Source organism: Streptomyces minutiscleroticus (assembly GCF_014650875.1).
Taxonomy (GTDB): Bacteria; Actinomycetota; Actinomycetes; order Streptomycetales; family Streptomycetaceae; genus Streptomyces; species Streptomyces minutiscleroticus.
The window spans coordinates 1-24880 of sequence record NZ_BMVU01000078.1 but is presented as its reverse complement, the minus strand read 5'-3'; the positions used below and the strand labels follow the sequence as shown (position 1 = coordinate 24880).

Here is a 24880-nt window from a genome sequence, read left to right as displayed (position 1 = left end):
CCTCGTCCAACGCCTCCGCGAACACCGGGAACCCCGCAGCAAGCTCACGCCCCATCCCCACACGCTGCGACCCCTGACCCGAGAACACCGCGGACACCCCGGACGCCAGGACGGAGCCGGTGGCGTCCGGCGCGGACCCGGCGATCCGGTCCAAGGCACCCAGTACCTCCGACCGCTCCCCCACCACCACCGCACGATGCTCGAAAACCGACCGCGTCGTCACCAACGACCGCGCCACCTCCACCAGCGGCAGCTCGGGATGAGCGGTGAGATGGTCACGCAGCGCCACCGCCTGGCCCCCCAGACCCGCGGCCGACCTCGCCGACAACACCAACGGCACCACACCATCGGCCACCGCAGGCACCGGAGCGGCCGGCGGGTCGGCGTCCTCCGTGCCGCGCTCCGGCACGTACTGCTCCAGAATCACGTGGGCGTTGGTGCCGCTGATGCCGAACGAGGACACGCCCGCCCGGCGGGGCCCCTCCTCGCGCGTCCAGGCGCGCTCGCCGGCCAGCAGTTCCACGCCGGTGCCGGTCCAGTCCACCTCGCCCGTGGGGCTGCCCGCATAGCGGCTGGGCGGCATGACGCCATGACGCATCGCCATCACCATCTTGATGACACCCGCCACACCGGCCGCCGACTGGGTGTGACCGATGTTGGACTTCAGTGAGCCCAGGTAGAGCGGGCGGTCGGCGGGCCGGCCCCGGCCGTAGGTCGCCATCAGGGCCTGGGCCTCGATGGGGTCACCGAGCCGCGTACCCGTACCGTGCCCCTCCACCACGTCGACGTCGGCGGTGCTCAGGCCACCGCTGGCCAGCGAGTCGAGGATGACCCGCTGCTGCGCCCTGCCGTTGGGCGCGGTGAGACCGTTGGAGGCGCCGTCCTGGTTGATCGCCGATCCCCGGACGACGGCCAGCACCTCGTGTCCGTGGCGCCGGGCGTCCGAGAGCCGCTCGACGACCAGCATGCCCACGCCCTCGGACCAACCGGTGCCGTCGGCGTCCGCGGAGAACGACTTGCAGCGGCCGTCCGGGGCCAGCCCGCCCTGCCGGCTGAACTCGACGAAGGCGCTGGGTGACGCCATCACCGTCACGCCGCCCACCAGCGCGAGGTCGCACTCGCGCTGCCGCAGCGCCTGACCGGCCAGATGCAGTGCCACCAGCGAGGAGGAGCATGCGGTGTCGATGGTCACGGCCGCGCCTTCGAGCCCCAGGGTGTACGCGATCCGGCCGGACAGCAGCGAGGTGGAGACACCGGTGATCCCGTAGCCCTCCAGGCCCACCCCGCCGCCCTGCACGTCGAACCCGTAGCCCTGCGGGGCGGCGCCGACGTAGACGCCGGTGCGGCTGCCGCGCAGCCCGGCCGGGTCGATCGCCGCGTGCTCCAGCGCCTCCCAGGACGTCTCCAGGAGCAGTCGCTGCTGCGGGTCCATGGCCAGCGCCTCGCGGGGGGAGATGCCGAAGAAACCGGCATCGAACTCCCCTGCCCCGTACAGGAAACCGCCCTCCCGGGTGAGGGAGGTGCCTGGTCGTTCGCCGCTCGGGTCGTACATCCGCTCGGTGTCCCAGCCGCGGTCGGCGGGGAACAGGGAGATGGCGTCGGCGCCCGTGGACACCAGCTGCCACAGTTCCTCGGGGCCGCGCACGCCGCCGGGCAGGCGACAGGCCATGCCGACGACGGCGATCGGGTCGGCGCCGTCCCGGGCCTCGTACTCGCGCAACCGCTGCCTGGCGACCCGCAGGTCGGCGCTGACCTGCTTGAGGAAATGCCTCATTCGGTTCTCGGTCGACGCAGGGCCGTCTGGGATAGGTGCAGACACTGATGGACCTTTCAAGAGGTACGGGCTCAGGAACCGGGGACGGGGACGGGGGCCCTGGTCACGAGGTGACCCGGCCGGGTCACGAGATGTCGAACTCGCGGCCGAGCATGGTCAGCAGCTCCTCGTCCGAGGCGCTGTCGAGGTCGTCCTCGCCGACCTCGGGTCCGGCGGCGCCGACCGACCGCGTTCCGTCCGCCTGCCAGCGGGCCAGCAGGGAGGTCAGGCGCATCGTGATACGCGACCGGCCGACCGAGTCGGTGTCGGCGGTGGCGAGCACGGCCTCCAGCCGGTCGAGCGCGTCCTCCACGGACCCGGGGGCCGTCCCCGCCTCGGCCCGGAGCGACTCCAGCAGGAACGAGGCCACCGCGGCCGGGGTCGGATGGTCGAAGGCGAGCGTGACAGGTGTGCTGAGCCCGGTCAGGGTGTTCAGCCGCTTGCGCAGGCCGACGGAGGCCAGCGAGTCCAGGCCCAGGTCGCGGAAGGAGCGGTCCGCCTCGACCTGCGCGTGGTCGGCGTAGCCCAGTTCGGCAGCCGTCTCGGTGCGCACCACCTCCACCAAAGTGCTCAGCCGGGCGGCCGGTTCGAGCGCCAGCACCTCCCGGCGGAAGGTGTCGGAGGCGGCGGTGTCCTCCCGCGGGGCGGCGTCCAGGGCCGCGCGTGCCTGCGGGATTTCGTCGAGCAGCGGTCGGGGCCCGGAGGCGGTGTAGCTGGCGGTGAACGGTACCCAGTCGACGTCGGTGACGGTGACCGTGGTCTCGTCGTGGTCCAGGGTCCGCTGGAGCGATGCGATCGCCTGGGCGGGCGGAAGGGCCCGCAGGCCAATGCGGCGCAGGCTGCGTGCGGTGTCGTCGTCGACCATTCCCTCATCGGCCCAGACGCCCCAGGCCACCGAGGTGGCCGCGGCGCCACGGGACCTGCGGCGCTCCACCAGGGCGTCGAGGTAGGCATTGCCGGCGGCGTAGGCGCCGCTGTAGGAGCTGCCCCAGACTGCGGCGATCGAGGAGAAGACCACGAACGCGTCGAGTTCCGTGCCGAGCAGTTCGTCCAGCACCCGCGCGCCGTCGGTCTTCGCCGCGGCCACCGAGGCGAACTCCTCGGGGCTCATGTCGGCGAGAGGGGTGCCTTGGGTGACACCGGCCGCGTGGAAGACGGAGCGCACCGGTGTGCCCTCGCTCCTCAGGCGGTCCAGGAGCGCGGAGACGGCTGCACGGTCGGTGACGTCGACGGCAACGGCGCGGGCCGGTGTGCCCGACGCGTCGAGTTCGGCGAGCAGTTCGGTGGCGCCGGGGGCGTCCGCGCCCCGGCGGGAGAGCAGTACGACGGAGCAGTCCCCGTGCGCGGCGAGCCAGCGGGCCACATGGCCGCCGACCGCGCCGGTGCCGCCGGTGACCAGGACCGTCCCGGAGGGCTTCCACTCGCGAGGCGCGGGCCCGGTGGCCGGGGCGGTGCGGAGCCGGCGGACTCGCACCCCGCCGTCCCTGACGGCCAGTTGGTCCTCGGGCCCCTCGGTGGTGAGGATCCCGCCGAGCAGCTCGGCCTCCTCGGTCCCCCAGGTGCCCGGCAGGTCGACCAGGCCGCCCCAGCGCTCCGGGTGCTCCAGACCGACGACCCGGCCGAGGCCCCACACGGCGGCGGCGTCCGGGTCGACCGGCGCGGTGTCGGCGCCGGCGGTGACGCCGTCGACGGTGAGGCACCACAGGGGTGCGCCGGTCCCGGCATCGCCCAGGGCCTGGACGAGGGCCAGGACGTCGGCGGCCCGGCCGGAGCGGCACAGCACGCCGTCCACCGGTCCCGCGGCGGCCAGCTCGGCGGCGAGCGCTGCCCGGCCGGCACCGGGCAGCGACACCGGCAGCGGCTGGTCGAACAGCGCGTCGACGGCGTCGGGGGCGTCGGCAGTGCCGTCGGACGCGATCAGCCAGCGGCCCGGCACCTTGCGGGCGCGTGCCGGGTGCGCCTCGGTGGTCCAGCCCACGCGGTAGCGCCAACCGTCCAGCGTGGTGCGCGACGTGCTCTCGCGGCGCCAGCGCGCCAGGGCCGGGACCACGGTGTCCAGGCCCTCGCCGACACCGAGTTCGCTGCCGAGCTGTTCGAGGTCGGCGCGTTCCACCGCGTCCCAGAACCGGACGTCCGCCTCGGACTGCGGGGCGGTGGCCGGGGCCGGCGCCATCCAGTAGTGCTCGCGCTGGAAGGCGTAGGTCGGCAGGGAGAGCCGTTCGCGCGGGGTCAGTACGGTGCTCCAGTCGACCGGCAGCCCCGCGGCGTGCGCCTCCAGGAGCGAGAGCAGGGCGCGGTCCAAGCCGCCGATGTCACGGCGCAGCGTGCCGACGGGCACTCCGGTGGCACCGGCCGCCTCCAGGGTCTGCTGGACGCCGATCGTCAGCATCGGGTGCGGGCTGGCTTCCACGAAGAACCTGAACCCGTCGGCGGCCAGCGCCTCGACGACGTCCTGGAGCAGCACGGTCTGGCGCAGGTTGCGGTACCAGTACTCGGCGTCCAGTTCGTGCCCGGCGAGCCGGGTGCCGGTCACCGTGGAGTACAGCGGCACGGTGCCGTCCCGCGGTGCGATGCCGGCGATCTGTTCGAGCAGCTCGTCGCGGATCTCCGCCATGACCGGCGAGTGGGAGGGGAAGTCCATGTCGATCCGCCAGGCCCACACGCCGTCGGCCCGGCACTGCTTGGCGAAGGCGCGCACCGCCTCGGTGTCGCCGGAGACCACGACGGACTCCGGTCCGTTGACCGCGGCGAGCGCCAGGTCGTCTCCGCGGGCGGCGATGGCCTCGCGGGCGCGCTGTGCGGACAGGCCCACCGACAGGGAGCGGCCCCGGCCGGACAGCTTGACCAGCAGCCGGGAGCGGACGACGGCGATGCGGGCTGCGTCCTTCAGACTCAGTGCGCCGGAGACGCAGGCGGCGGCTAGTTCGCCCTGCGAGTGGCCGGCCACGGCGTCGACGGGCACGCCCCACGACTGCCAGAGCCTGGCCAGCGACACCATGATCGCGAACAGCGCGGGCTGCACCACGTCGACGCGGTTCAGTAAATTCCCGTCCAGGTCGGTGACCGCCTCCAGCAGGTCCCACTCGACGAGATCGGACATGGCCTCGGCACACTCTCGCAGCGCGGCGGCGAAGACCGGTGCCCCGGCCATCAGGTCGCGGGCCATGCCCGCCCACTGGCCGCCCTGTCCGGGGAACATCAGCACGGCGCCGCCGTCGCCGGCCACACCCGAGACAGTGCCGAGCGGCAGGCTCCCGCCGGTGGCCAGGGCGTCCAGGCCGGCCAGCAGCGTGTCGCGGTCGGCGGCCAGTACCGCGGCGCGGTGGTGGAAGAGTTCCCGGGTGGTGGCCAGCGACCAGGCCACGTCGGCCGGCCGGGCCCCGGGGGTGGCGCGCAGGAAGGTGCGCAGCCGCTCGGCCTGCGCGCTCAACGCGGCGGGTGACTTGGCGGACAGCACCACCGGGACGGAGCGCGCGGACCCGTCCTGGCCGGCGTGCTCCCCGGAGGTGTCCGCATCGTCCGCACGGTCCGCCGCGCCGGCCCCGGCGGGCTCTGCGGGTGCCGGACGGGCGTCGTGCTCCAGGAGCACATGGGCATTGGTCCCGCTCATGCCGAACGCGGAGACCGCCGCCCGGCGCGGCCGGTCCACCTCGGGCCAGGGCAGCGGTTCGGTCAGCAGCCGTACGTGGCCCTCGCGCCAGTCGACCTCCTCGGTCGGCGCGGCGACGTGCAGGGTCTTGGGCATGAGGCCGTGCCGCATGGCGAGCACCGCCTTGATGACACCGCCGACGCCGGCCGCGGCCTGGGTGTGGCCGATGTTGGACTTCAGCGAGCCGAACCACAGGGGGCGGTCGGCGTCGCGGCCTGGTCCGTAGACATCGACGAGGGTCTGGGCCTCGATGGGGTCGCCGAGCGGGGTGGCCGTGCCGTGCGCCTCGACCATGTCGACCTGGTCCGGGGCGACCTGGGCGGCCCGCAGCGCGGCCTCGATGACCCTGCGCTGGGAGGGGCCGTTGGGCGCGGTGAGACCATTGGAGGCGCCGTCCTGGTTGAGGGCGCTGCCGCGGACGACGGCTAGGACGTCGTGCCCGTTGCGCCTGGCGTCCGACAGTCGTTCCAGGACGAGCATGCCGGCGCCCTCGGACCAGGCGGTGCCGTCGGCGTCGGTGGAGAACGCCTTGCAGCGGCCGTCGGGGGCGAGGGCGCGCTGTCTGCTGTACTCGCTGAAGACCATCGAGCTGGCGATGACGGCGACGCCGCCGGCCAGGGCGAGCGCGGTCTCGCCGCGGCGCAGCGAGTCGCACGCGAGGTGCAGCGCGACCAGCGCCGACGAGCAGGCGGTGTCGACGGTGAGCGCGGGTCCTTCCAGGCCGAGGGTGTAGGAGATGCGGCCGGACGCGACGGCGGGCGCGATGCCCGTCACCACGTGCCCCTCGGCCTCCGGCGGGACGGTGGACGAGGCGGCTCCGTAGTTGTGCGCCGAGGCGCCGACCCATACCCCGGTGGCGCTGCCGCGCAGCGACCCCGGCACGATGCCCGCGGCCTCCACCGCCTCCCAGGAGGTCTCCAGGAGCAGCCGCTGCTGGGGGTCCATCGCCAGCGCCTCGCGCGGGGAGACGCCGAAGAACGGGGCGTCGAACTCGGCGGCGTCGGCGAGGAAACCGCTCTCTCTGACGTAGCTCTTGCCGGGTGCGTCGGGGTCGGGGTCGAAGAGCGTGTCCAGCGGCCAGCCCCGGTCGGCGGGCATGGGGCCGATCGCGTCCACCTCACCGGTCACCAGCTCCCACAGCTTCTGGGGGGAGTCGGCGCCGCCGGGGAACCGGCAGCTCATCCCGATGATCGCGATGGGCTCGGCCGCCTGGTCGCGCAGCTCCTGCAGGCTCTGCTTCGCGGCGCGCAGATCGGCGGTGACCCGCTTGAGGTAGTCGCGGTACTTGTCTTCGTTGGCCATGACGGCTGGCTCCCGGGTGTGGTGCTGGGTGGGCGGTGGGCGGTGGGTCCGGTCCCGTGTCGGCCAGGTGCGGCGCGGGACCGGACCGTGCGGTCCGTACGGGTTCAGTCCATGCCCAGCTCCCGGTCGACGAGCGCGAAGATGTCGTCGTCGCTGTCCCCCTCGAAGACGTCGTCGAAGTCGTCGCCCGGGGACCGCTGCGCCGCGGTGTGCTCGTGCCCGTCGGTCCACCGCCACAGCAGTGCCTCCAGGCGGGCGGTGATCCGGCGCCGTTCGGCGTCGTCGGGCTCCTGCGCCGACAGCAGCTCGCCCAGCTTGTCGATCTCGGTGTGCACCGGTGAGACCACCTCGGCGGGCTCGACGAGTTCCAGCAGCCGGTCCGCGAGCGCGGCCGGTGTCGGGAAGTCGAACACCAGCGTGGCGGGCAGGGTCAGCCCGGTGGCCTCGGTCAGCCGGGCCCGCAGCTCGACCGCGCCGAGCGAGTCCAGGCCCAGTGCGGTGAAGGCCTGGTCGGGTGCGACCGCTCCGGAGGAGCCGTAGCCGAGGACGGCCGCCGCGAGCCGGCGGACCGTGGCCAGCAGCCGGATCCGCCGGTCGGCCTCGGACAGGCCCGCGAGTTCGGCCGGCAGTGCGGGGGCCTGCCCGGTGCCGGGGCTGTCCTGCTTGCCGGCCAGCCGGTTCAGCAGCGGCGGGAAGCCGGGCTGCCCGGCACGGGAACGCAGCGTGCGGAGGTCGAGCGGGGCGGCCACCAAGGACGCCGCGGTCTCCGTGGTGGTGGCCACGTCGAACAGACCGAGGCCTTGGCGCGTGGGCAGCAGGCCGAGGCCGGCTCGTTCCATACGCCGGACGTCGGCGTCGGTGAGGCCCGCGGTCAGCTCGCTGCTCTCCTGCCACAGGCCCCAGGCCAGCGACACCGCGGGCAGCCCCGTGGCGCGGCGGTGCTGGGCGAGTGCGTCGAGGAACGCGTTGGCCGCCGCGTAGTTGCCCTGGCCGGGTGCCCCGAGGACGCCGGCGGCCGAGGAGAACAGCACGAAGCCGGCGAGGTCGAGGTCGCGGGTCGCCTCGTGCAGCGCCCAGGCCGCGTCCGCCTTGGGCCGCAGCACGGTGGCCAAGCGCTCCGGGGTCAGTGTGCCGATCACGCCGTCGTCGATCACTCCGGCGGCGTGCACCACGGCGGTCAGCGGATGCGCGGCGGGCACCGAGGCGAGCACCTCCGTGACGGTCGCCGGGTCGGTGACGTCGGCCGCGTGCACCTGGACCTCGGCACCGAGTGCGGCGAGTTCCGCGCATGCCTGGGCGGCGCCGGGGGCGTCCGTGCCGCGCCGGCTCAGCAGGAGCAGCCGACGCATGCCACGGTCGGCGACCAGGTGCCGGGCGACGCGCAGTCCGAGACCGCCGGTGCCGCCGGTGATCAGGACGGTGCCCTGCGGGTCCCAGTCGGCGGTGAGCGTCCGTACCCGGCACTCCTCCAGGGGGCTGTCCTGGCCGGGGCCGGGGTGCGGCAGTTCCGGCAGGTCCGTCAGGGCCTCCGGCAGTGGTCCGCGGGTGGCCGTCCGCGGGTCGACGGCCAGGGCGCCTTCACCGAGCAGGGTGTCCGGCACCGCTACGGCCCGGGTTCCGCCGACGGCGTCCCCGGGTTCGGCACCACGGGTGACGACCAGTCCGATGCGGTGCTCGCCCAGCGTCTCGGCGAAGGCACGCCCGAACTCCGCGGTCCGTGAGGACGCCAGGTGGGCGGCGTCCAGGCCGAGCGCGCGCAGCGGGCCGCGGGCGGCGGGCGGCGCGGTGGCGAAGACCTCGATGCCCCGGTGCCGGGCGAGCGCGACGACGGCCAGCTCGGCAGGGGTGGCGGCGTCGTGCACCAGCAGGGGCCGACCCTTCGACGCCCCGGCCAGCACGCCGGCCGCGCGGAGGTACGCCGCCGCCGCTGCCGCCCGGCCGTACGACCAACCGTCGGGCACCGCGCGCCGGTCCTCGGCACCGGCCAGGACGGTACGGGCGTCCGCGGTCACGGACCCGCAGGTCAGCACCCGGTCGCCCGGCTGGAGCCCGGTGGCGTCGGGTCCTGCGGCCAGGACCACACCGGCCGCGCCGGCGGAGGTGACGGCGCGCAGGGCCACCAGGACCTCGTCGCCCTCGGCCGTCCGCGGCGTGTCCTCCCGTGGCGCACCGGGCCGGACGCCGAGCAGCCGGGGCACCAGCACCTCGCCGTCACGCACCGTGTACTGCGCCTCGCCGTGCGCCAGTACGAAGGGCAGCGCGGCGGCGGAGGCCTCCCGCCCGTCGAGGTCCACCAGGACGAACCGTCCGGGGTGCTCGGACTGGGCGGAGCGCAGCAGTCCCCAGACCGCGGCCTGGGCCGGGTCGGGCAGCTCCCGCGGGGTGGCCGCCACCGCGCCGCGGGTGAGGACGACGAGCCGGCCGTTCCCGGCCCGCTCGTCCGAGAGCCAGCGCTGGACGAGGTCCAGCGCGCGGCGGGTTCCCTCGTGTGCCGCCTCGGACGGCTCACCCTCGGCGGCCGGCCACCACACCACGACGGCCTCGCCGGCGGGTTCCCCCGCGTCGAGTGCCTCGCCCACGGACCCGGCGGCCCGCAGCACAGGCACCGCGTCGCGCCAGCGCGCGGGAACGTCGGTGCCGCCGACCACCGTCCACCGCCGGTGCTCCGGCCCCGACGCGTCCCCGGCCGGAACCCATTCCAGGTGGAAGAGGTTGTCGCGGACGGCGGACCCGGCGGTGTCGACCGCGGCGATCGGACGGACCGTCAGTCCGTCCACGGTCGCCACGGGCGCGCCGTCGGCGTCCGCCAGTTCCAGGGTGGCGGGTCCGTCCGTGCCGCCCGACAGCCGGACCCACAGCGCGGTGGCGCCCGTGGAGTGCAGGGTGACGCCCTCCCACAGGAAGGGCAGCCTGCCGCCGTCGCCGCCGCGCAGGGCCAGGGTGTGCAGCGCGGCGTCGAACAGCGCCGGGTGCAGGCCGAAGCGCAGCGCCTGGACGTGCGCCTCCTCGGGCAGCTGGATCCGCGCGTACAGCACGTCGCCAGCCGACCACGCGGCCGTCAGGCCGCGAAAGCGCGGGCCGTAGTCGAGGCCGGCGTCCGACAACCGGTCGTAGAGCCCGCTCAGGTCCACCGGTCGGGCGTCGGGCGCGGGCCAGGGGGTGCGGGCCGGGGCGGGCGCGGCCGCGGCCGTCAGGGTGCCGGTGGCGTGGGTGGTCCAGGTGTCGGCCGCGGCGTCGTCTGCACGCGAGTACACCGCGACGGCCCGGCCGCCCTGTTCGTCGGGCTCGCCGACCTCGGCGCGCAGCAGCCGTGCGCCGCCCGCGTCGAGCACCAGCGGGCTCTGCAAGAGGAGCTCTCCGACGCTTGCGGCGCCGGTCAGCCGGCCCAGGTGCAGGGCGAGTTCGACGAAGGCCGTGCCGGGCAGGAACACCCGGCCGCCCACCACGTGCTCCGCGAGCCAGGGCTGCGCCGACAGCGACAGCCGGCCGGAGGCGCTGAGCGCCGTGCCGTCGACGGCGGTGGTCAGCGCGCCGAGCAGGGGGTGCCCGGCCGGTTCGAGACCGGCGGAGGCGACGTCCCCGGCCGTCACCTCGTCCGGCCAGTACCTGGTGTGCTGGAAGGGGTACGGGGGCAGGGCGATTGGTCGTGCGGGCGTTCCGGCGTGCACGCGCCGCCAGTCGACCGGCACGCCGGTGGTCCACAGCCGGGCCAGCTCCGCCAGGAACTCCGCCGGCCCCAGTGGGCTGCGGGCGTCGAAACCGGTCTCCAGCACCTCGCCCTTCCCGACGGCGGGCTCGGGCAGGGGAGTGTCCTCGGCGAGGGCTTCGGCGAGCGTGAGGTCTCCGGCCAGGTGGGCGGCGGCGAGGGCGCCGTAGCCGGTGCCGCAGAAGGCGACCGGCTCGACGCCGTGGCGGCGCCACATGCGGGCCAGCGCGAGGCAGCCAGCGACGGAGACGAGCCGTGCCGGTGTGGTCGGGCCGAGCAGGCCGGCCACCTCGTGGCCGGTGGCGGCGGCGAGTTCAACGGTCACCTCCTCCAGCGCGGCGGCGAACGCCGGCAGGCCCTCGCCGCGCGCCCTGAGGTCTGCCACGTCGACCGGGCCGTCGCAGACCAGCCGGAGCGTGACGGCGGCGGGTTCCTGGACGGATCCGGTCCGCGGCGCCGTCCGCAACTCCGCGGCGAGCGTGTGCGCATCGTCGCCGAGGACGACCGCGCGGTGGGCGAACCGGGTGGCCCGCCCCGCCAGGGCGGCGGCGACGTCCACCGCCGTGGCACCGGACCGGGTCTGCGCGGCCACCGACTGCGCGACGCGGGCGCACTGTTCGCGCAGCGCGGCGGCGGTACGGGCCGAGACGACCCAGGCGACCGGCCCGGCGCCGAGTGCGGTGCCAGGGGTGGCGTCAGGGCTCTCCTGGGCGGGCGGCTCCTCCACGATGACGTGCGCGTTGGTTCCGCTGATGCCGAACGAGGAGATCGCGGCGCGTCGGGTCCGTCCGTCGGCCGGCCAGGGCTGCGCCTCGGTCAGCAGCCGGATGTCTCCGGCGCTCCAGTCGACGTGCGGGGTCGGGCGGTCGACGTGCAGCGTGCGCGGCAGCCTGCCGTGGCGCATCGCCTGCACCATCTTGATGAGGCCCGCCATACCGGCCGCGGCCTGGGTGTGGCCGAAGTTCGACTTCAACGACCCCAGCCAGAGCGGCCGGCCCTCCGGGCGCTGCCCGTAGGTCGCCAGCAGCGCCTGGGCCTCGACGGGGTCGCCGAGCGCGGTGCCGGTGCCGTGCGCCTCCACGACGTCCACCTGCCCCGGCGACAGCCGGGCGTCGGTGAGCGCCTGCCGGATGACCCGCTGCTGCGCGGGCCCGTTGGGCGCGGTCAGGCCGTTGGAGGCGCCGTCGGAGTTGATCGCGGAGCCGCGGATCAGCGCCAGCACCGGGTGCCCGTTGCGCCGGGCGTCCGACAGCCGCTCCACGGCGATCATGCCGATGCCCTCGGCCCAGCCGGTGCCGTCGGCGGCGGCCGCGAAGGGCTTGCAGCGCCCGTCGGGCGCCAGGCCGCGCTGCCGGCTGAACTCGACGAACACCAACGGGCTCGCGATCACCGTGGCGCCGCCGGCCAGCGCGAGCGTGCACTCGCCCTTGCGCAGCGACTGCACGGCCAGGTGCAGAGCCACCAGCGACGAGGAGCAGGCGGTGTCGACGGTCAGGGCCGGGCCTTCGAGACCGAAGGTGTACGCGATGCGACCCGATGCGACCGAGAGCGCGTTGCCGGTGGCGAGGTGGCCGCGGACCTCCTCGGCCGACTGCGCCGCCGCGGTGACGTAGTCCTGCGCGCCCAGGCCCACGAAGACGCCGGTACGGGAGCCCCGCAGGGTGTCCGGGTCGGACCCGAGACCCTCGAACAGCTCCCAGGAGGTCTCCAGCAGCAGCCGCTGCTGCGGGTCCGTCGCCAATGCCTCGCGGGGCGACATCCCGAAGAACTCGGCGTCGAAGCCAGGTGCGTCGGCGAGGAAGCCGCCGGTGCGTACGTAGGAGGTGTCGGGGCGGGCGGGATCGGGGTCGTACACCGCTTCGAGGTCCCAGCCCCGGTCGGCCGGGAAGTCGCCGATGACGTCCCGTCCCTCGTCGACCACCTGCCACAGGTCGTCGGCGTCCGCGACGCCGCCGGGGAAGCGGCAGCTCATGCCGACGACGGCGATCGGCTCGGTGGCCTTCTCCTCCGTGGCGCGCAGCCGCTCCCGTGTCTCGTGCAGCTCCGAACTGACCTTTTTCAGGTAGCCGAGCAGCTCGCTGTCGCTGGCCATGTTCATTCCGCTTTCGGTTCGGAGTCGATGCCGAGTTGGCTGGTGATGAAGTCGATGACGGAGGCGGCGTCGGCGTCGGCCAGGTCGGCCGGTGCGCCGCCGGCCTCCGGCTCGGGCGCCAGGGTCCGGGTCAGTTCGCGCAGCCTCGCCACGACCGCCGCGCGGCCCTCCTCGTCCAGGGACAGCGCGCTCACGAGGGCGTCGAGCCGGTCTATCTCCGTCAGGGCCGGTTCGGGACCCGCGGCGAATCCGCTGTGCAGGGCGCCGCGCAGGTATGCGGCGAGCGCCGCAGGAGTCGGATGGTCGAAGACCAGGGTGACCGGGAGGGAGACTCCGGTGACGCGGTGCAGGCGGTTGCGCAGTTCCACGGCGGTCAGCGACTCGACGCCGAGGCTCTGGAACGTCCGGTGGGAATCGAGCCGCTGGTCCTCTCGGTGCCCGAGGGTGCGGACCACCTGCTGTCTGACCACTTCGAGAAGGTGCTCGTGCTGCTCGTCCGCGGAGAGGGCGAGCAGCGTGCGGGCGAGCGGCTCGGCCTCCTGCGCCGCCGGCGCCTCGGTGCCGCCGGTCAGTTCGGTCAGCTGCGGGACCGGGCGGCCCAGCGCCGCCCGGTCGGCGAACTCCGGCCAGGACACATCGGCGACCAGTACCGCGGCCGCGTCGTCGCCCGCCGCCCGCCACAGGGCCTCGACCGCCAGATCGGGGTCCATCGGGGTCAGGCCGCCCCGGCGCAGCCGGTCGGCGTCCACACCGTCCGCCATGCCGGCCCCGGCCCACGGCCCCCAGGCCACCGAGGTGGCGGGCAGCCCCTGGGCGCGACGGCGCTCGGCCAGCGCGTCCAGGTGCGCGTTGGCCGCGGCATAACCGCCCTGGCCGGCGTTGCCGACCGTGCCGGACAGCGAGGAGAACAGCACGAACGCCGCCAGGTCCGCGTCCCGCGTCAGTGCGTCGAGGTGTTCCGCCGCTCGCGCCTTGGCGTCGAGAACCGTGCTCATCCGCTGCGGGGTCTGGCCGTCCAAGGTGCCGTCCTCCAGCACACCGGCGGCGTGCACGACAGCGCGCAGCGGGCGGTCGGCGGGGATGGCGGCCAGCAGCGCGGCGACCTGCTCGCTGTCGCTCACGTCGCAGGCGGCGAAGGTCACCTCGGTGCCCTGTTCGGCCAGCTGCGCGCGCAGCCGGTCCGCTCCGGGGGCCTGTGCGCCGCGTCGACCGGCCAGCAGCAGGTGGACGCCCTCGCGACCGGCCAGGGAGAGCGCGACCCGGGCGCCGAGACCACCGGTTCCGCCGGTGATGAGCACGGTGCCGGACAGGTCGAGCGGCCGCGCCTGGGGGGCGGGCAGGCGGACCACACGGCGGGCCAGCACGGTGTCGTCGCGCAGCGCGAGCTGGTCCTCGGTGCCGTCGCCGAGGGCGGCGGCCAGCAGCGGCGCGAGGTCCGCACCGGGATCCGCCGGGAGGTCCGCGAGACCGCCCCAGCGGTCGGGGTGTTCCAGTGCGGCGACCCGGCCCAGCCCCCAGACGGCCGCGGCCCACGGGTCGGGGGCCGAGCCGTCGACGCTCACCGCGCCCCGGGTCAGGCACCACAGCGGCGCGGTGACCGCCGCGTCGCCCAGTGCCTGCACCAAGGTCAGCACCCCCTCCACGGCGGCGGACTGCGTCCTCGCGGTGTCGAGCGGGAGGGTGCACAGCACGCCGTCCACGGCGGGGGCGTCCTCGACCAGGCGGGCCAGCGCGGCGCGGTCCGTGCCCGCGGGGACCGGCAGGTGCGTGGTCTTGGCCCCGAGCGCGGACAGTTCCCGGGCGAGCCCGTGGTCCTCTCCCACCAGCAGCCATTCCCCGGTGACCTGCCGTGCCGCGGCCGGTACCGGCCGCCAGGCCACACCGTGCCGCCAGGCGTCCTGCGGCACCCCGTGCACGGCGCGCTCGTGCCACCGGGCCAGTGCCGGCACCACCTCGGTCAGGACGGAGTCCTGGCCGATGCCGAGTTCACCGGCGACCGCCGCCGGGTCGGCGCCGGACACCAAGGCCCAGAAGCGGGCGTCCAGTGCGGCGGTGGTCCGCCCCTCGCTCTCCAGCCAGTACCTCTCGCGCTGGAACCGGTAGGTGGGCAGGGGGACGTGGGGGGCGCGGCCGGGCAGCAGCGCGCCGAAGTCCACCGGGACGCCGTGGCAGTGCAGCCGTGCCAGGGTGGCGAGTATCGAGTGGATCTCGGGCCGTCCGCGGCGCAGCGCAGTCACGGTGAGCGCGTCGTGGCCCTGCAGGCAGTCGGCGGCCATGCCGGTGAGCACGCCGTCGGGGCCCAGTTCCACGAAGACGGTCACGCCCTCGGCGAGCAGGGTACGCATGCCGTCGGCGAAGCGGACGGCGCCGCGGACGTGGTCCACCCAGTGTCCGGGGTCGCTCAGTTGCTCCGGGGTCGCGACGTCCCCGGTGGCGTTGGAGACCACCGGGACGCAGGGGGTGCCGTAGCCGACCGAGGAGGTGACGGCGCGGAAGTCGGCGAGCATGGGATCCATGCGGGGTGAGTGGAAGGCGTGGCTGACGTTGAGGCGTTTGGCCGGCCGGCCGCGCGAACGCCATCGTTCGGTCAGCTCCGCCACCGTGTCCTCGTCGCCGGAGACCACCACGGAGCGCGGTCCGTTGACCGCGGCGATGCCCGCCTGGTCCTCCAGGCCCCGCAGCAGTTCGGTGACCTCGCTCTCCTCCGCCTGCAGGGCGGCCATCGCGCCGCCCGGGGGCAGCGCCTGCATCAGCCGGGCGCGGGCGGCCACCACCGTGCAGGCGTCCGCCAGCGACAGCACGCCGCTGACGTGGGCGGCGACGAGTTCGCCGATCGAGTGACCGAGCAGCCGGTCGGCCTTGACGCCCCAGGAGTCCAGCAGCGCGAACAGCGCGACCTCTACGGCGAACAGGGCGGGCTGGGTGAACTCGGTGGTGTCCAGCAGCGCCGCCTCGGGGGTGCCCGGCTCCGCGAACACGATCTCGCGCAGCGGGCGGGACAGGTGCCGGTCCAGTTCCGCGCAGACCGCGTCGAATGCCTCCGCGTACGCCGGGAACGCCTGGTAGGTCTCGGCGCCCATGCGCGGGCGCTGGCTGCCCTGGCCCGAGAAGAGGAACGCAACCCTGCCGGGTACCGCGACCTCGCCGAGCACCGCGTCCGGGTGTTCCTCACCGGCGGCGACCGCGCCCAGGGCCGTGCGCAGCGCGTCCAGGTCCTCTCCGAGGACGACCGCGCGGTGTTCGAAGCTGCTGCGGGAGGCGATCAGCGCCCGTGCGACGTCGCCGGCCGGAGCCTGCGGTTCCGCGCCGGTGCGTGCCAGAAGTGCCGCCGCCTGATCCCTGAGCGCCGCTGCCGAACGGCCGGAGAGCAGCCACGGCACGAGCGGTGGGTCGCAGGCGCGGACCGGTTCCTCCTCGGCCGACGGCGCGGCCGGCGGCGCCTCCTCGACCAGCACGTGGGCATTGGTGCCGCTGATGCCGAACGCGGAGACGCCCGCGCGCCGGGCGTAGCCGCGTCCGGTCCACGGACGGGCGGTGGTGACCGGTTCGACGGTGCCCGCGGACCAGTCGACCTCGGGGGTGGCCTCGTCGGCGTGCAGAGTGGGCGGCAGGACGTGGTGCCGCAGCGCCATCACCGCCTTGATCACCCCGGCGACGCCGGCGGCGGCCTGGGTGTGCCCGAGGTTGGACTTGACGGAACCGATGGCCAGCGGGGCGTCAGGGGTGCGCACCGCGCCGTAGACCGCCATCAGCGCCCGTGCCTCGATGGGGTCGCCGAGCCGGGTTCCGGTGCCGTGCGCCTCGACGAGGTCGACCTCGTGCGCGGACACCCCGGAAGCGGTGAGCGCGTCGCGGATGACCCGTTCCTGCGAGAGCCCGTTGGGCGCAGTGATGCCGTTGGAGGCGCCGTCGGAGTTCACCGCCGAGCCGCGGATCACCGCGAGTACCGGGTGGCCGTTGCGCCGGGCGTCGGAGAGGCGCTCCAGGAGCAGGACTCCGGCGCCCTCCGCGAGACCGAAGCCGTCCGCGCCGGCACCGAAGGCCTTGCAGCGGCCGTCGGGTGCGAGCACCCGCTGCCTGCTGAACTCCACGAACCCGCGCGGGGTGGACAGGACGGTCGCGCCACCCGCGAGGGCCGCCACACACTCCCGGTTACGCAGCGACTGGACGGCCAGGTGCAGAGCGACCAGCGAGGAGGAGCAGGCGGTGTCGACGGTCTCCGAGGGGCCGCGCAGTCCCAGGGCGTAGGAGATCCGTCCGGAGACGACGGCGCCGGTGGTGCCGGTGACGAGGAACCCCTCCGATGCCTCGCCCGGCGCCGCGGCCAGTACGTCGGAATAGTCCTGGATGTTGGACCCGATGAACACCCCGACCTGGCTGTCGTGCAGCGAACGCGGATCCACACCCGCGTTCTCGATGGCCTCCCAGGACACTTCGAGCAGCAGCCGCTGCTGGGGGTCGAGGGCGGCGGCCTCGCGGGGCGAGATGCCGAAGAACGACGCATCGAAGCGGTCCGCGTCGTGCAGGAAGCCGCCCTCCCGGCTGTAGCTGCGTCCCGGCGCGTCCGGGTCGGGGTCGTAGAGGTGCGCCAGGTCCCAGCCGCGGTTGACGGGCAGGCCGGACACCGTGTCCCGGCCCTCGGTGACGACCTGCCACAACTCCTCGGCGTCACTCACTCCGCCGGGGTAACGGCAGCCGATGCCCACCACGGCGATCGGCTCGTTCTGTCGTTCCTCCAGTTCCGCCACCCGGGCCCTGGTCTCCCGCAGCTCGCCGGTCATCCTGCGCAGGTGCCGGGCGAGCCGTTCCTCGGTGCCGGCCTGGTCGGCATGCCTGTCATTCGTCACTTCTCAACTCCACAAGGGGTCGGTTCCTCAAGGCGGCCCGGCGGGAAGCCCGTCACGACTCGCCGAATTCGCTGTCGAGCAGGTCGAGGAGTTCCTGCGTCGTGTCGGCGGACTCCAGCCGGAGATCCGACGCCGTCTCGGGCTCGCCGCGCACGGCCGCCAGCAGGGCGCTGACGCGGGACGACAGGCGCATCCGTGTGGTGTCGTCGGAGACCAGGGCGCGGATCTCCGTCTCGATCTCGTCGAGCCGTCCCATGACGGTGTCCGCGGATACGGCGTCATCGCCGCTGAGCTGCTCCAGCAGGTGGGAGGCCAGCCGGTCGGGGGTCGCGTGGTCGAACACCAGCGTGGGCGGCAGGGCCAGACCGGTCGCGCGGGCGAGCCGGTTGCGCAGTTCCACCGAGAGCAGTGAGTCCATGCCGGTCTGCCGGAACTCCTGGTGGGGCGCCACGCCGCCCTCCGCGCCGAAGCCGAGGACCGCGGCGGCGTGGGCCTGGACGAGCTCCAGGACGGTGCGTTCCCGGTCGGCGGGGGTCATGCCGGCCAGCTTGGCCCGCAACCGCTCGGTGGCCTCCTGGCCGGCGTCCTCGCGCTCCGATTCCCGCAGCACCTCGGGCAGTTCCCCGATGAGGGGGCTGCTGCGCACGGAGGTGAAGACCGGCACGAAGCTCGCCCAGTCCACGTCGGCGACGGCGACGAACGCCGGTGCCTCGGCCATCGCCTGGTACAGGCCCTCGAAGCCGGTCTCCCGGTCCATGAACGGCAGGCCGCGCCGGACAACCGCCTCGGCGTCGGTGCGGTCCTTGGTGATCTGTTCGTCCCAGATGCCCCACGCCACCGAGGTGACCGGCAGTCCGTCCGCCCGGCAGCGTGCCGCGTAGGCGTCGAGGAAGGAGTTGGCCGCGGCGTACGCACCGTGGTCGCCGCTGCCCCAGACCCCGGCGATGGAGGAGAACAGCACCAGTTCGCGCAGGTGCTCCCGGTCCAGCAGCTCGGCCAGGTTGACCGCACCGGCGACCTTGGCGTCCACCACGTCGGCGAAGTCCGCGAGGGTCGTGCTCCGCAGGGATCCGATGTTGAGGAACGCGGCGGCGTGCAGCGCGGTGGTGACGGGCCGGCCGGAGCGGGCCAGTTCGGCGAGCACCTCGGCGAGCCGCGTCCGGTCCCGCACGTCGCAGGCGAACACCGAGACGGACGCGCCGAGTCCCGTCAGCTCCGCGACGAGTTCCGCGGTGCCGGGGGAGGCGTCGCCGCGCCGGCTGAGCAGCGCCACGTGCGCGGCGCCCCGTTCGACGACGGAACGCGCCAGGTGCGGGCCGAGCGAGCCGCCGGCGCCGGTGATCAGGACCGTGCCGGAGGGCTGCCAGGGCTCGGTGGCCGCCGGTTCATGGCGTGCCAGGCGGCGCACCCGCACGCCGGTGGCGCCCACCGACCACTGGTCCTCCTCGCCGGGATCGGCGAGGATGCCGAGCAGGGCGGTCAGCTCGTCCGGGCCGGGGGCCACGGGCAGGTCGGCCAGGCCGCCCCACCGGTCGGGGTGTTCGAGGGCCACGACCCGGCCCAGGCCCCAGACCTCGTTCTGCACGGGCCGTCGCGGGGCGTCCTCGGCGTCCGTCGCGCCGGTGGTCACCGCCCACATCGGCGCGGTCCACGCCGTGTCGCCGAGTGCCTGCACCGCGGCGACGGACAGCGCGAGGCCGTTGGTCAGGCCGGCCAGGGCGGGGTGCGGGCGTTCGTCGAGTGCCAGCAGGGAGAGCACGCCCGCGAAGCCGTCGCCCGCCGACGCGGCGTCGAGCAGCGGCAGCAGCCTGTCGCGGTCTGCGTCGTCGGCGCCGAGCGTCAGCGTGACACAGTCCAGACCCAGCTGTGTCAGACCCGAACGCAGGGCCCGGGACTCCTCGGCACCCGGTTCCAGCACGAGCCAGCGCCCGTGCGGCACCGCGGCACGCACCTGTCGCGTGCGCCAGGCGATGGTGTACTGCCAGGAGTCCAGCCGGGAACGCAGCCGACTGCGGCGGCGCCAGCCGGCCAGGGCCGGCAGCATCCGGTCCAGGCCGTCCACCGTGCCGAGCTCACCGGCCAGCCGGTCGAGATCCTCGCGCTCGACGGCGTCCCAGAACCGGGCGTCGACCTCGGACTCGACCAGCCCCGCCGGCGTGTCAGACGCCTCCAGCCAGTACCGCTCGCGCTGGAAGGCGTACGTCGGCAGCGCAACCCGGCGGCCCGCGCCCACCACACGCTCCCAGTCCACGTCCAGGCCGTGCGCGTAGCCCTCCGCGAGCGACCGCAGGAAGTGTTCCTGTCCGCCCCGGTCGCGGCGGAGGGAGCCGAACACCGCGCCGTCCGCGCCGAGCGCCTCCAGCGTCTCGCGGACGCCGACGACCAGTCCGGGGTGCGGGCTGGACTCGACGAAGAAGGCGAACCCGTCGCCCGCGAGCGTCTCGACCGCGGAGCGCATACGAACGGTCTGCCGCAGGTTGCGGAACCAGTACTCGGGACCCAGTTCGGTGCCGTCGAGGCGCTCGCCGGTCACCGTGGAGTAGAACGGCAGGGTGCCGGAGCGGGGCTCGATACCCCGCAGCGCCTCGACCAGGTCCTCGCGCAGCGGCTCCATCTCCGGCGAGTGCGAGGCATAGTCGACCTCGATGCGCCGCCGGCGGATCCCCTCCTCGCGCAGCCGCGCCGACAGGGCGTCCAGTTCCTCGTCGGGTCCGGCGACCACGACCGCGGCCGGGCCGTTGATGACGGCGATGGTCAACCGGCCGGTCAGGCGCCGCTGCGTCTCCTCCTCGGACAGCTCCACCGACAGCAGTCCGCTGTGTCCGGTGAAGCCGCTCAGCAGCCGCGACCTGACGGCGACGACGCGCGCGGCGTCCTCCAGGGACAGCGCGCCCGACACGCAGGCGGCGGCGATCTCGCCCTGCGAGTGGCCGACCACACCGTCCACGGGCACACCCCAGTGCCGCCACACGCGGGCCAGCGACACCATCATCGCGAACAGCACGGGCTGGACGACGTCCACCGGGGCGAGCGCCGCCGGGTCCTCGTCGGCCAGTACGTCCGTCAGGGACCACTCGACCCAGGGGTCGAGCGCCGCCTCGCACTCCCGGACGGCGGCGGCGAACACCTCGTTCTCCACCAGCAGCCGCCGGGCCATGCCCAGCCACTGAGAGCCCTGGCCCGGGAACATCAGCACCGTACGGCCGCGGACGGCCTCGCCGGTGACGAGGTGGTCGGGGCGTACCGCGTCGGGGTCGGCGAGCGCGGCGAGTCCGGCGAGGAGTTCCTCCCTGTCGGCGGCGACGACGACGGCGCGGTGCGGGAACGCCGACCGGGTGGTGGCCAGCGACCACGCCAGGTCCGCCGGGTCCGGTCCCCGCTCGTCGGCGGCGAGGTGTCCCAGCAGGGCCCGTGCCTGGGCGGGCAGCGCCTGCGAAGTCCGTGCCGTCAGCGGGACGGGAACCGGTACGGGTGCGGTGTTCCGGGGGGCCGCCGGAGCGGGGAGCGGGTCGCCCTCCGTCAGGATCACATGGGCGTTGGTGCCGCTGATCCCGAACGAGGAGACCGCGGCCGTGCGCGGCCGGTCGCCGCGCGGCCAGGCGCGTTCCTCGCTGAGCAGCGCCACGGTGCCCGACGACCAGTCCACCTCGGGCGAGGGGGTGTCCGCGTGCAGGGTGCGCGGCATCTGCTCATGGCGCAGCGCCTGCACCATCTTGATGATGCCGGCGACGCCGGCGGCGGCCTGGGTGTGCCCGATGTTGGACTTGACCGACCCCAGGTACAGCGGCCGCTGGGCGTCGTGCCCCTTGCCGTAGGTGGCCAGTAGCGCCTGTGCCTCGATGGGGTCGCCGAGCCGGGTCCCGGTGCCGTGCGCCTCGACCACGTCGACGTCCGCCGGGGTCAGGCCGGACCGTTCCAGGGCGGTGCGGATCACACGCTCCTGCGCCGGACCGTTGGGGGCGGTCAGGCCGTTGGAGGCGCCGTCCTGGTTGACGGCGGAGCCGCGGATCACGGCGAGCACGTCGTGCCCCGCGCGGCGTGCGTCGGAGAGCCGCTCCAGGACGAGGATGCCTGCCCCCTCCGACCAGCCGGTGCCGTCCGCCTGTGCGGAGAACGACTTGGACCGGCCGTCCGGGGCGAGCCCGCCCTGTCGGCTGAACTCGATGAAGATGCCCGGCGAGGCCATCACCGTCGCGCCGCCGGCGAAGGCCAGGTCGCACTCGCCGCGGCGTAGCGCCTCGCAGGCCAGGTGCAGGGTGACCAGCGAGGAGGAGCAGGCCGTGTCGACCGTGATCGCCGGGCCCTCCAGGCCCAGCAGATAGGAGATCCGGCCGGACATCACGCTGTTGCTGTTGGCGATCCCGATGATCCCCTCCAGCTCCTCGGGCGTGGTGTGGAGCCGGGAGAGGTAGTCGTTGTACATGGCCCCGGCGAACACGCCGGTGCGGGAGCCGCGCAGGGACTGCGGGTCGATACCGGCGTGTTCGGCGGCCTCCCAGGCGGTCTCCAGCATGAGTCGCTGCTGCGGGTCCATCGCCAGCGCCTCGCGCGGCGCGATGCCGAAGAACCGCGCGTCGAAGCCGGCGACGTCGCTGACGAACCCGCCCTGCTTGACGTAGAAAGTGCCGGTCCGGTCGGGGTCGGGGTCGTAGAGCCGGGCCACGTCCCAGCCGCGGTCGGCGGGCAGCGCGCCCACCGCGTCACGGCCCTGGGACACCAGTTGCCACAGTTCGTCGGGGGTGGAGACGTCGCCGGGGTAGCGGCAGCCCATGCCGATGACGACGACGGGGTCGTCCTCGATGTGCGCCGACCGTGCACCGGGCGTGGCCGCCTGATCCGCCTCGGCGGTGAACAGTTCGCTCTCCAGATGTGCGGCGAGCAGTGCGGGCGTCGGGTGGTCGAAGACCAGCGTGGCGGAGAGCCGGATCCCGGCGGCGGCGGAGAGCTGGTTGCGCAGCTCCACCGACATCAGCGAGTCGAAGCCGAGGTCGCGCAGCGGCCGGTCGGGGTCGACGGCCGCGCCGTCGGACCGGCCGACGATCTGCGCGATCCGGGCGCGGACCAGATCGAGGAGGACCCGGGCGCGGTCCTCGGCCGGAACCGCGTCGAGTTCGGCCGGAAGCGGTCCGGTCCTCCGTTCGCCCCGCTCGGACGAAGGCTCGGCGAGAGCGGTGAAGTCCGCGAACAGCCGGGCCGGCCGCGCCGCGGTGAAGACGGGCAGGAACCGCGGCCACCGTACGTCCGCCAGTACCGCGTCGGTGCCGAGCGACACGGCACGGGCCAGCGCGGCCACCGCGCCGGCGACCGGCAGCGGGGGCAGGCCGCGCCGCCGGAGCTGCTGTTCGAAGTCCGTGTCCACCATGCCGCCGCCGGCCCACGGGCCCCAGGCCAGCGAGGTTCCGGCCAGTCCGCGGCCGCGACGTCGGGCGGCGAGCGCGTCCAGGGCGGCGTTGGCCGCCGCGTATCCGGCCTGCCCGGCCGATCCCCAGATTCCGGAGACGGAGGAGAACAGGACGAAGGCGTCCAATCGGGTGTCGCCGAGGACCTCGTCGAGCACGCGGGCGCCCTCGACCTTGGCTGCCATCACCGTGCGCAGGTCGTCGGGGGTGGTGTCCAGCAGGGGCCTGTCCTCACCCGTTCCGGCGGCGTGGAACACCCCGCGCACCGGGGCGCCCGCCGCGGCGGCCCGCGCCACCAGCTCGGACATGGCGGCCCGGTCGGTGACGTCGGCGCCGGCGAACCGGGCCTCGGCGCCCAGAGCGGTGAGGTCGGCGAGGAGTTCGGCCGCGCCGGGCGCGTCCGCGCCGCGTCGTGAGACCAGCACCAGCGAGCAGCCGCCCGCCGCGGCCAGCCAGCGGGCGACGTGGCCGGCCAGCGCGCCGGATCCGCCGGTGATCAGCACCGTTCCTGACGGTGTGCGCGGCTCCCGCGGCGGGGCGGGTACGGCGCGTTCCAGTCGGCGTACGTGCGCTCCGTCGGCCCGCAGTCGCACCTGGTCCTCACCGGAGTCCGAGGTGAGTACGGCGGCGAGATGCCCGGCGACCTCCTCGGCGCCGTGCACCGGCAGGTCGATCAGTCCGCCCCAGCGGTCGGGGAGTTCCAGCGCGGCCACCCGGCCCAGGCCCCACACGGCAGCGGCGTCCGGGTCGTCGTCGACGCCGCGCGTCAGGCACCACACGGGTGCGTGCGTCCCGGCGTCGTCCAGGGCCTGGAGCGCGAGCAGCACGTCCTCGGGCCGCCGTGCCAGGCACAGCACTCCGGCGGGTGCGGCGTCCGGCAGCCGTGCGGCGAGCGCCCTCCGGTCCTCGGTGCCGTCCAACGTGACGACGCGCAGGTCGTCGAAGGTCTTCTCCAGCCACACGGTGTCGGGCGTGACCGGAGTCGCCGAGCCCTCGGAGCCGGGCGGAGCGAGGACCAGCCAGGTGCCCGGGACCCGCCCGCCTGCCGCCGCGAGAGGCAGTCGGCGCCATACCACCTGGTGCCACCACTGGTCGGTGCGACGGGTTCCGGCCAGGCCCTCGCGCACGGTGGCGGCGTCGGCGGCGCGCAGTACGAGTTCGTCGACGGCCACGACCGGGGAGCCGGCGGGGGTGGCCGCGTCCAGCCGGACCGACTCACCGTCGGTCCGCAGGCGCACGCGCAGCGCGGACGCGCCACGGGTGTGCAGTGTGGTGCCGGCGAACGAGAACGGCAGCCGGACGCCGTCGTGCAGCTTCTGGTCCGCGTAGGCCAGGACGTGCAGCGAGGAGTCCAGGAGCGCCGGGTGCAGGGCGAACCGCGCCCCGTGTTCGCTCTGCGGCAGGGCCACCTCGGCGAAGATCTCGTCGCTGGAGCGCCAGGCGGCGCGCAGTCCGCGGAAGGCGGGGCCGTAGGTGTAGCCGCGGGCGGCCAAGTCGTCGTAGAGCCCGTCGACCGGCAGCGGCTCGGCGCCGGGCGGCGGCCAGGTCCCGGTGGCCCAGTCCGCGTCGGGCGCCGTGGTCGTGGTCCCGGTGAGCGTACCGGTGGCGTGTACCACCCACTGGTCGTCGGTCCGCCGGGCGCGGACGACGAACTCGCGCGCTGTCCCCTCCGGTGCGGACACCCACACCTGTGCGTCGATGCCGCCGGCCGGCAGTTCCAGCGGTGCCCGGAGCACCAGGTCGGCGACCTCGGTGCAGCCGGTGTGCCGGGCGGCCTGCGCGGCCAGTTCGACGAAGCCCGTGCCGGGGAACAGGACGGTGTCGAAGACGGAGTGGTCGGCGAGCCAGGCGGTGTTCGCGGGCGACAGCCGACCGGAGAACAGCAGGCCCCCGGAGCCGGGCAACTCGACCACGCCGGTCAGCAGCGGGTGGTCGACGGCGTCCGTCCCGGCACCGGTCACCGGTGGTGTGGCGAGCCAGTAGCTCTGGTGCTGGAAGGCGTAGGTCGGCAGCGCGACCGGCCGTCCCGCCCCCAGCACCGCGGCCCACCGCGGACTCGCCCCGTGCACGAA

General features: G+C 74.8%; 3 protein-coding genes and 2 pseudogenes. All 5 read right to left on the bottom strand.

Going from position 1 to position 24880, the window contains the following annotated elements; all coding sequences use genetic code 11:
* The coding region (locus IE271_RS36360) for a type I polyketide synthase (protein WP_190194744.1) at window positions 1-1774 on the bottom strand (1774 nt) is incomplete at its 3' end.
* Between the two features lie 124 nt (window positions 1775-1898).
* Window positions 1899-6764, bottom strand: coding sequence for a type I polyketide synthase (locus tag IE271_RS36355; RefSeq protein WP_190194743.1), 4866 nt, complete (start codon window positions 6762-6764; stop codon window positions 1899-1901).
* Window positions 6765-6868: 104 nt separating this feature from the next.
* A pseudogene (locus IE271_RS43700) lies at window positions 6869-12562 on the bottom strand (type I polyketide synthase); the annotation flags it as partial.
* Window positions 12563-12564: 2 nt separating this feature from the next.
* A complete protein-coding gene (locus IE271_RS36345) occupies window positions 12565-17409 on the bottom strand; it encodes a type I polyketide synthase (protein WP_190194741.1) in 4845 nt (1614 codons plus the stop codon).
* Window positions 17410-17461: 52 nt separating this feature from the next.
* Window positions 17462-24847 (bottom strand): annotated as a pseudogene (locus IE271_RS36340) (type I polyketide synthase); the annotation flags it as partial.
* Between the last annotated feature and the right edge of the window lie 33 nt (window positions 24848-24880).

Excerpts from the sequence above, each read along its gene's own strand:
- IE271_RS36355 (WP_190194743.1), bottom strand. The coding sequence starts at position 6,764 with ATGGCCAACGAAGACAAGTACCGCGACTACCTCAAGCGGGTCACCGCC.